This is a genomic window from Streptomyces sp. NPDC054847 (genome assembly GCF_053610925.1).
Genome location: NZ_JBSGZJ010000294.1, coordinates 1 through 9221 on the forward strand (window position 1 = coordinate 1; position 9221 = coordinate 9221).

The 9221-nt window shown below is 71.9% G+C and carries 9 protein-coding genes and 1 pseudogene; 2 read left to right on the top strand and 8 right to left on the bottom strand.

The features are described from left to right. The 6 genes and pseudogenes from ACWGH4_RS24565 to ACWGH4_RS24590 form a co-directional block, all read right to left on the bottom strand. Positions 1 to 1555 (bottom strand): annotated as a pseudogene (locus ACWGH4_RS24565) (nicotinate-nucleotide--dimethylbenzimidazole phosphoribosyltransferase); the annotation flags it as partial. A 308-nt stretch (positions 1556 to 1863) separates the two neighbouring features. Beyond that, the gene (gene cbiE, locus ACWGH4_RS24570; protein ID WP_453464602.1) at positions 1864 to 3114 is read right to left on the bottom strand and encodes a precorrin-6y C5,15-methyltransferase (decarboxylating) subunit CbiE; all 1251 of its coding nucleotides are present in this window, start codon (positions 3112 to 3114) and stop codon (positions 1864 to 1866) included. 122 nt (positions 3115 to 3236) lie between these two features. Continuing rightward, positions 3237 to 3884 (bottom strand): GNAT family N-acetyltransferase, encoded by a 648-nt coding sequence (locus ACWGH4_RS24575; protein ID WP_441265330.1) that lies wholly within the window; start codon positions 3882 to 3884, stop codon positions 3237 to 3239. Between the two features lie 186 nt (positions 3885 to 4070). Continuing rightward, positions 4071 to 4931 (bottom strand): MetQ/NlpA family ABC transporter substrate-binding protein, encoded by an 861-nt coding sequence (locus ACWGH4_RS24580; protein WP_453464606.1) that lies wholly within the window; start codon positions 4929 to 4931, stop codon positions 4071 to 4073. Between the two features lie 75 nt (positions 4932 to 5006). Continuing rightward, entirely contained in the window at positions 5007 to 5678 is a 672-nt protein-coding gene (locus ACWGH4_RS24585; RefSeq protein ID WP_307705442.1) for a methionine ABC transporter permease, read from the bottom strand. Next, on the bottom strand, positions 5675 to 6739 hold the full coding sequence (locus ACWGH4_RS24590) for a methionine ABC transporter ATP-binding protein (protein WP_037775220.1): 1065 nt from the start codon (positions 6737 to 6739) through the stop codon (positions 5675 to 5677). Before ACWGH4_RS24590 ends, ACWGH4_RS24585 begins: the two co-directional genes overlap by 4 nt. Positions 6740 to 7414: 675 nt before the next feature. Here ACWGH4_RS24590 and ACWGH4_RS24595 point away from each other — a divergent pair. Next, on the top strand, positions 7415 to 7774 hold the full coding sequence (locus ACWGH4_RS24595) for a hypothetical protein (protein ID WP_453464611.1): 360 nt from the start codon (positions 7415 to 7417) through the stop codon (positions 7772 to 7774). A gap of 2 nt (positions 7775 to 7776) precedes the next feature. After that, the gene (locus ACWGH4_RS24600) at positions 7777 to 8193 is read left to right on the top strand and encodes a hypothetical protein (RefSeq protein ID WP_441265334.1); all 417 of its coding nucleotides are present in this window, start codon (positions 7777 to 7779) and stop codon (positions 8191 to 8193) included. 31 nt (positions 8194 to 8224) lie between these two features. Here the strand turns inward: ACWGH4_RS24600 and ACWGH4_RS24605 are convergent, their stop codons facing one another. Together ACWGH4_RS24605 and ACWGH4_RS24610 are read right to left on the bottom strand one after the other, a co-directional pair. Further along, on the bottom strand, positions 8225 to 8728 hold the full coding sequence (locus ACWGH4_RS24605) for a GNAT family N-acetyltransferase (RefSeq protein ID WP_441265335.1): 504 nt from the start codon (positions 8726 to 8728) through the stop codon (positions 8225 to 8227). A gap of 38 nt (positions 8729 to 8766) precedes the next feature. Then, a partial coding sequence (locus ACWGH4_RS24610; protein WP_453464615.1) for a sigma-70 family RNA polymerase sigma factor occupies positions 8767 to 9221 on the bottom strand: 455 nt, incomplete at its 5' end.

The window sequence follows — 9221 nt, forward strand, 5'->3', positions numbered from 1 at the left end:
CTGCCTGCACGGCGGCCTCGACGGCCTCGGGCGCGACGGCCACCGGCTCCGGCACGACCGCGGGAGCCGGGGCCTGCGGGGCCTCCGGCGCAACGGCCTGTGCCTGCGCGGATGCCACGGGCTCGACGGCAGGCTGCTCGGCGACCGGCTCGGTCACGGCTTCCCGCACAGGGGTCTCGGGCGCGACGGGTGCGGGCGCGGCGGGTTCGACGGACTCGGGAGCGAGCTGGTGCACGACGGCCTGGTTCTCGGCATCGGCCTCGGCGTGCGGCTGCGGCTCGTCCGGCGCGGGCGCCACGGCCGGCTCCGCCTCGGCGGCGGGCTGCTCGACGTCGCCGGTCCTGGGCGCGGGCACGGTGGCTTCCGCGTTCGCCGGTTCGGCCGCCGCGTCCGACGGGACGACCGTTTCTGCGGGCGCCCCCGACCCTGCGACGGGCGCCTGGTTCTGCGGCGGCTGGGGGTCCCACGGGGCACCGGCCTGTGGCGGGATCTCACCGAGCTGCGGTCCGGGAAGTTCGGCGGCGGGCTCCTCACGCGGCACGTCGAGGTACTCCACGCCGGTGGTGGCGGACTGCGCCGCGGCCGAGCGGACGACCATCGGATGCGGCGGCGTACCGGCCGGGCCGCGGTCGGCGAGCGAACGGACCACGCCGCTCGAGGTGTCGGGCACGGGCGGACCCATGTGGAGCGGCCGGCGCGCGGGCGTCGGCATGGCGGAGGTGGCGGCGGCCGGCGTCCGTACGGCACCGAGGTCGACGGCTCCGGAATCACGGCCGCCGGCCTCGTGGGCACCGCTCTCATGCGGCGCGGTGGCTTGTTCCCGCTGTGCGTCCGGCGCCTCCTGCGCGACCGGGGCCGCGTGGCCGGCGTCGGAGCCCGCCTCGCCGGCGACGGCCTCCGGGCCTGCCGGCGCCACGCCGGGGACGACGGACATGGTGCCCTGCACCTGCGCCAACGGCTCCTGGGCGGCAGCCTCCTGCGCCTGGGCCCGGGCCTGCTGGGGGTCGTGCGGCTGGAAGGCCTGTTCCTGCGGTTCCGGGGACCGGACCTCGTGGAACTGCGGCTCCTGCGGCGGGGTGGCGTCGGCCGCCTGGGCCGCCGGGGTCACTTCGACGAAGGCCGGGGCGGGCGCCGCGGCGTTCTGCACCGCCGGCTGCTCGGCGTACGCCGTGCCGGCCGAGGCGGGCGCGGCCTGCTCGGCTCCGTGCACGGCCGGGGCGGCCGTGTAGTCCTGTGCCGGGTAACCGGCGGCGGCGTAGTCCACCTGGTATTGGCCGCTGTGGTGCTGCGTCGCCCCGTCCTGGTGCGCCGTCGCCGGTGCGGGCGCGGCCGCGTACTGGTCGGCGACGGGCGCCGGCTGGGCGGCGGGCACGTGCTGGTGGGAGTCGCTCCACGCACCCTGTGCGCCGGGCATCAGCAGGAGGTCGTCCTCTTCCGGGCTGTTCTCGGAGGGTTCGAGGAAGGTGTACGTGCCGGAAGCGGGGACGCCCGGCTGCTCCACCATGCCTGCGTCCTCCGGCAGCCCCTCACCCGGGATCTGGCCGGTGTCAGTCATGCGCGTACCCCTCGCCCATCGGTTGCTCCTTCGCCCTTCGCCCGGGGCGTCCGACAGCGGCACACCTGACGCCCTTGAACAAGAACGAGCGTGTGCGCCGCGCGGCACGATCGACCCACGGACCAAAGCATTGTCGCGGTCGTTCGCCACTGCGGCAGCAAGATCCGCCGCGGTTCGCTGTGGGCTGCGCCACGTCGCGCGACCCCCCGGTATCGACGTACCACATACGGGAACCAAAGTGGCTCCCTTTTCCGGACATTGACGAACGAAGCGACGAACGTCCGGCTGCGGTACAACAATCGGCCAGCCTACCCCGGACCGTCCGTCGAGGGGGGCCGGGGGCGAGGGTCGGGCTGCCTTCCGCAGAGCAGGAAGACCACGGAGCGTTCCCGCTCCGACCAGTCGGACGTGTCCAGCTCGACGGACTGGAGGAGGGCGCATTCGACGCTGTATCCGCCGGCGGCGAGCGCGGCGCCGATGGCCTCCGCCTCGTCCCGTGTGGACGCGTGGGTGACGATGCGCTGCGGCCTGCGGTCGGCGACGGCGGTGACGACCGGCACTCCCCCGCCGCCGATCCGTACGACATCAGGCTCGGGCAGCCGCTCGAGAACGTGCGGGGCACGCCCGTGCACCACCTGGAGCTGGACGCCGAGGCGGCGGGCCGCCGCCTCGGTGCGGCGGCAGGCCTCGGGGTCGTTGTCGACGGCGATCACCGCCGCGCCGAACCGGCCCGCCTCCGCGGCGAGTGCGCCGCTGCCGGAGCCGATGTCCCACACGAGGTCGCCGGTGCGGGGTCCGAGCCGGGCCAGCTGGGCGGCCCGCAGGCCGGCGAACTCGCCCTCGCCGCGCGTGGGCGCCTCGGCGGGCGGCAGGGCCCAGCCGCGTACGGCCGGGGGGTAGCCGGGGTCCCGTCCGGCGATCCAGCCGCCGGTCCCGGTGAGAGGGGCGGGGCCGGCGGTGCCGCCGATGACGATGACGACATTGGGGTCGCGCCACATGTGGTCGGCGACCTTGTCGGAGGTGAGGACGGTGACCTGTTCGCGGTCGGTGCCCAGTTCCTCGCAGATGACGAAGGTGCGATGGATGCCGTCGAGCAGCAGCGCGAGTTCGGCGGGGCCGGCGCCCGGGGAGGTGAGGACGGCGACCTTCGTGTGCGCGCGGCACACATTGACGGCCCGGCGCAGCGTACGGCGGTGTGCGACGACGATCTGGGCGTCGTCCCACGGCATGCCCGCCCTGGCGAAGGCGGCGGCGACGGAGGAGACGGCGGGGACGACCTCCACCTCGAGGCCGTACTCGGGAGCGCGCAGGGTGCGGACGACGCCGAAGAGTCCGGGGTCGCCGTCGGCGAGGACGACGGCGCTGCCGCGGTGTCCGGCGATCCGCCGGGCGGCGAGGCCGACGCTGCCGAGGCGGATGCGCTCGGCGCCGGGCGGCACTTCGGGCAGCGCCAGATGATGGGCGGCGCCGGCGACCAGGGTGGCCGCGGAGAGGGCGGACCTGGCCGCTCGGGTGAGTGGCGAACCGTCCCAGCCGATCACCGTGACCCGGTCGGCCATCGTCGTCAGTCTCCTGGGGTTGTCGCAGGTCGGAGCAGTTCCGCGGGTACGCGTCGCACGTGAGGGTACCTGGCGGACCGGTCGGGCGGCCCTCTGGAGGGGCGTCGTTCCGCCCGGGAAAGTCAGTTCCAGTCGGTGTAGGAGGCGTAGCCCGCCTCCGCGAGGCGGTCGGCCTCGAGGTCCTCCGGGAGGAGGCTCCAGACGATGAGATCGGTGCGGATGTCCACCCAGGCGCCGGTGCCGTCGTCGGGCCGGGTGCGCGCTATCCACGCGTTGCGCAGGACGCCTTCGCTGATGCAGCCGATCTTCTGGGCCACCTGCTGGGAGGCGGTGTTGTCGGCGGCGGTGCGCAGTTCCATGCGCTCGAATTTCTGGTTGCGGAACAGCCACCGGGCCACGGCGAGCACGGACTCGGTCGCGTAGCCCTCGCCGCGCGCCCAGGGGGCGGTGACGTAGGAGACCTCGGTGGAGAGGGTGCGCCAGTTGGTGTTCTGCAGGTGCACGACGCCGACGAGCCGCTGGGTGAGGAACTCGGTGACGGCGAGCACGATGCCGCGGCCTTCCGTGCGCTCCGCAGGAGCGATCCTGCGCACCCAGTCCTCGGAGTCGGCCGCCGTGTAGGGGTGGGGCACGGAGGTCCAGGCGGTGACCATCTCGTCGTTCATCATCTCGGTGTGGGCCGCGATGTCGGCTTCCTCGTAGGGGCGCAGCACCAACCGCTCCGTGCTGATGGACACGTCCGGGAAGGTGGTAGTCATGCGCAGCTCCATGCCGAAGACTGTCGTTTACGGGTCGAACCTGACGGCGTATTGGCCGTAAAGGCACAGCATGCAACATCGGGTGCGGGCCGTGCATGGCCGGGTGCCGGTACGAGGCGGCCCCGCGCACCTTGGTAGGTGCACGGGGCCGGAGTCAAGTGGCTTCTCTGGAGCGCCACTTGACGGGTGCGCGGGGTCTCAGCCCGCGGCGCCGAAGGCGGCGACGACGGAGCCGTCGTACTTGTCCTCGATGTACTTCTTCACCTCGGGCGAGTTGAGGAGCTTCGCGAGCTTCTGCACGCGGGCGTCGTCCTCGTAGCCCTCCTTGACGGCGAGGAAGTTGGCGTACGGGTTGCCTTCGGCCTTCTCGAGGGCCAGGGAGTCCTGGGCGGGCTTGAGGTCGGCCTCGATGGCGTAGTTGCCGTTGATGACGGCGGCGTCGACGTCGTTCAGGGCGCGGGGCAGCGTCGCCGCCTCGAGCTCCTTGAACTTCAGGCCCTTGGCGTCGGCGATGTCGGAGAGCTTGGCGTCGGTGCCGGCGCCGTCCTTGAGGGTGATCAGGCCGTTGTCGGCGAGCAGCGCCAGCGCGCGGCCTTCGTTGGTGGTGTCGTTGGGGACTGCGATCGTCTGGCCGGCCTTGATGTCCTTGAGGTCCTTGGCCTTCTTGGAGTAGAGGCCGAGGGGCTCGAGGTGGACGTCGACGACCGGAACGATGGTCGTCTTGTTCTTCTTGTTGAAGTCGTCCAGGTACGGCTTGTGCTGGAAGAAGTTGGCGTCGACCTGGCCCTGCTGGGTGGCGGTATTGGGCAGGACGTAGTCCGTGAACTCCTTGACCTCGAGGGTGAGGCCTTCCTTCTTCGCCAGGTTGTCCTTGACGTAGTTCAGGATGTCGGCGTGCGGCGTCGGGGACGCGGCGACGACGAGCGCCTTGGACGCGTCGGCCTTGCCGCCGCCGTCCGCGCCGGCTCCCGGGTCGGAGGCCGTGCCGCAGGCGGTGAGACCGAGGGCGAGCGCGGCGGTGGCGGCGGCGGCCGCGGTGAGCTTGATGTTCTTACGCACGAAGAGTGCCTCTTTCTGGTGGTGGAACAACGCCCGGACAAGGAGTGCGGGCTGCGTGGGGAGAAGGTTCGGGGGTCAGCTCGCGGCGCGGCCCCGGCGGGCCAGCAGCCGTACGGCTCCGTCGCCGATGAGCTGGACGACGGTGACGATGGCGATGAGGATCACGACCGTGATGAGCATGAACTGCGTCTCGAAGCGCTGGAATCCGTAGGTGACGGCCTTGGATCCGAGGCCTTCGCCGCCGACCGCGCCGGCCATCGCGGAGTATCCGACGAGGACGATCACGGTGGTGGTGACGGCGGAGACGAGCGAGGGCAGGGCCTGCGGGAGCAGCACCTTGCGCACGATGGTGGGGATGGAGCCGCCCATGGACTGGACGGCCTCGACGAGCCCGTGGTCGACCTCGCGGATCGCCGTCTCGACGAGGCGCGCGAAGAAGGGGATGGCGCCGACGGCGAGCGGCACGATCATCGCGGTGGGGCCGATGAAGGTGCCGACGACGAGGGTGGTGAAGGGGATCAGCGCGATCAGCAGGATGATGAACGGCAGCGAGCGGCCGATGTTCACGATCACGCCGACGACCTTGTTCACCGGGGTGTTCTGCAGCAGTCCGCCCTTGTCCGTGAGGACGAGGAGCACACCGAGCGGCAGTCCGCCGGCGACGGTGACGAGGGTGGACCAGAGCACCATGTAAAGGGTGTCGAAGGTGCCCTGGCTGAGCAGGGGCTGCATCTCGGACCAGGTCACTTCGCGACCTCCTTGACCGGCTCGGGGGCGTTCTGCGCCGGGACGCGCGCGGGGCCGGGGCCGACGACCTCGACCTGGAGTCCCTGCTCGCGCAGGAAGCCGACGGGGACGACGTTCTCCTCGTAACGGCCGGGGAGCTCGATGCGCATGCGGCCGATCTGCCTGCCGCCGACGGTGTCCATCGCGGCGCCGAGGATCGAGATGTCGATGTTGTACGTGCGCGAGAGCTGCGAGATGACCGGCTGGGTGGCGGCCTCGCCGTGGAACGTGACGTCGATGACGGTGCGGCCGGGGCCGGAGGCGTCGCCGCCCACGGGGAAGAGCTCCCGGGCGAGCTCGGAGCCCGGGGTCGCGAGCAGTTCGCTCACTGTTCCGGATTCGATGATCTTCCCCTTCTTCATCAGGGCGGCCGAGTCGCAGATCGTCTTGACGACGTCCATCTCGTGCGTGATCAGCAGCACGGTGAGGCCGAGCTGTCGGTTGAGGTCGCGCAGCAGTTGGAGGATCGAGCGGGTGGTCTCGGGGTCGAGGGCGCTCGTCGCCTCGTCGGAGAGCAGCACCTTGGGGTCGCCGGCGAGGGCGCGGGCGATGCCGACGCGCTGCTTCTGACCGCCGGAGAGCTGGCCCGGGTAGGCCTTTGCCTTGTCGGCGAGCCCCACCAGGTCGAGCAGTTCCAGGGCCTTGCGGGAGCGCTGGGCGCCGGGGACGCCGAGGATCTCCAGGGGCAGTTCGACGTTGTCCTTGACGGTGCGCGAGGACAGCAGGTTGAAGTGCTGGAAGACCATGCCGATGCGGCTGCGGGCCTCGCGCAGCTCCTTGGAGGCGCGGCGGCCGCGGCCGGCGAGGGCGGTGAGGTCCGTTCCGGCGACCGTCACGGTGCCGGAGGTGGGGCGCTCGAGGAGATTGACGCAGCGGATCAGCGAGGACTTGCCGGCGCCGCTCTGGCCGATGACGCCGAAGACCTCGCCTTCACGGACGTGCAGGTCGACGCCGTCCAGAGCGGTGACCTCGCGGCCGCCGCGCGACTGGTAGACCTTGGTAAGGCCCGTAGTGGTGATCACAGGGGTATCCGTCACTGTCGAGTGCACGGCGAGGTGTCCGCCGGGCACGGGGCATTTCGGTTCCGACGCGGCACGGCTGGTTCGGCTGGTGGCCGGGGCAACGCGTGCGCGGGGCAGGCTCGGTCCGAGGCGTTCCTGATCTCCGGGGACGTTCGGACGCGGCGCGGCTGTCGGTCTCGCTTCGGGGCGCGAGGCTCAGGCAGGGGCCCTCAGATGGCGCACATTCGACACATGCGGCGAGCACCGGGCGTCGTGTTCGCCTCGGTCGCAAGGGTGCGGCTGCTCGTCGTGGTCATGGCTGCAAGTAAAACAGACGGGCGGGCGACCGGACCGGGCTTGTCCGTATAGCGGACAGTGCGGTTGCGCCATGTGGACAGATCGGTCCGCACCCGTGATCTCCGCGGGCGATCCCACCGGGACCGGCTTTCCCCGTCGTGACCTGCGCGGACACGCTGCCTGCGCCGGGGGCCCGCGCGTCGCTCGGCGGGCCCGAGCGGTCGACTGCTGTGGTCAAGACCACGGTCGGGGCACTGCCCGCGCCCCTGCGCGGGGCTACCGGCGGGAGACCCCTGCCGGCCGCACGCCCGCGACCGGGCCACGAGCGACGGTGCGCTGCCGGCCGTGCGCCCGGGGCCGGGCGCATCGCGACCTGCGGCCCGTAATACCCTCGAGCCCATGCTTGACGCCCTGACGGTCGCGGTCGGTGTGACCGCGCTCGCCCTCGCCGCCTGGTGCGGTTTCGCCGCCTACAAGGACCAGCCCACCAAGGACTGGCACTTCATCGGCATGGCCGTGGTGACGGTGCTGGCGTTCGCTCAACTGGTCGTGGGAATCGTGCGGCTGGCACAGGGCGACGAGGCGTCGGAGGGCACCGCGATCTTCGTGTCGTACCTGATCGGTTCGGCCCTCGCGGTGCCGGCGGCCGGTTTCCTCTCGCTGGCGGAGCGGACCCGCTGGGGCTCCGCGACGGTGGTGGCCGGCGCGGTGGTGCTCGCGGTGCTCGAGGTCCGGCTCCACGACATCTGGGGAGGCTGACGATGGCCGAGCCCACCACGGACGCGAAGCGGCCGGCGAAGCTGGTCGCGGGCCCGGGACTGCTGCTGGTCTGGCTCTACGGCGTGATGTCCGTCGGCGCCGTGTCCCGCTCCGTCTACCAGATCCTCACCGACTTCGGCAGCGCACCGCTCGCTCATGTGCTGTCGGCCGTCGCCGCCGTCGTGTACGCCTTCATCACGTACACACTGGTGCGGGGCGGCGAGACGGCCCGCAAGGCGGCGCTGGTGTGCTGCGCCGCCGAGCTGGCGGGCGTCCTGATCGTCGGGACGTGGACGGTCCTCGACCCGTCGGCGTTCCCCGACTCGACGGTGTGGTCCGAGTACGGAATGGGCTACATCTTCATCCCGGTGCTGCTTCCGGTCACCGGGATGCTCTGGCTGCGCCGCGCCCGCGGCTGACGCACAGCGGTGCGGGGCGGTACGGAGGCCGTCAGGCGCTGGCGACGTACGCGCCGGCGGAGGTCTCCTTCTCCAGGGTGACAAGTGTCAGCCGCGGGCCGACCTCCTCGCGGGAGACCGGGACGTATCCCCTGCTGCGGTACAGCCGCAGATTGCTCTCGCTGCGGTGGCCAGTGAACAGCTGGAACCGCTTGGCGGCCGGGTCCCCAGTGAAGCGCGCCTCGATCGCGTCGAGCAGCCTGCCGCCAAGACCGTGGCGCTGCATCCGCGGATGGACGATGAGCTTGGTGATACGGGCCGTCCCCGTGGCGTCGATGCTCGCGCGCACGGAGGCGACGACCTCGTCACCGAGCCTGGCCACGAGCGCCGGACCCTGGGTGATCTCGGCGCGGAGGTCGGCGAGCGACTGGGTCAAGGGCTCGATGCCGTAGTCGCCGTAGAGTTCGGCCTCGGTCTGATAGCACAGATACTGCAGCTTGAGGATGTGCTCCGCGTCGGTCTCCGCCGCCGCCGAGATGGTCACGCTCATGCCCATGTGCGCACGCCTCCCGCTCACCTGTCACCGCCGGTTGTCTACCGCTCCTTTCCCCGATGTTCAGGAGCTGCAACCTCTGCCGCCAGCATTCTGCGCAGACATCCCAGGCAACGGGAACGCATCGGCCCCAGACTTCCTTGTGAGATACCCAACGTCCCTGCGATTTCCCGGTAGGTGGGGTCGTGCGGCGCCAACATCGCAGTCAGCAGACGGGGGCAGTTCCCGGGAGTGCGGGCGACGGCCGCCCGCAGCACCCGGCGCCGCTCCCCCAGCAGCGCGGCGCGCTCGGGGCCGCCCGCGGGGTCGGCGGAAGGCTCGTGGCGGTACGGGAGTTCGCGTGCGGCCGTCCGGCGGGCGCGGCGGGCCTCCGCGCGAACGGCGGCCTTGACCCAGCGGGCGGCGTCGGGCGGCGGGCCGCCGTCGCCGAGGCGTTCCAGGAGCCGTACCCACACGGCCTGTTCGAGGTCGCCGGCTTCCATGGCGGCGCCTGGCG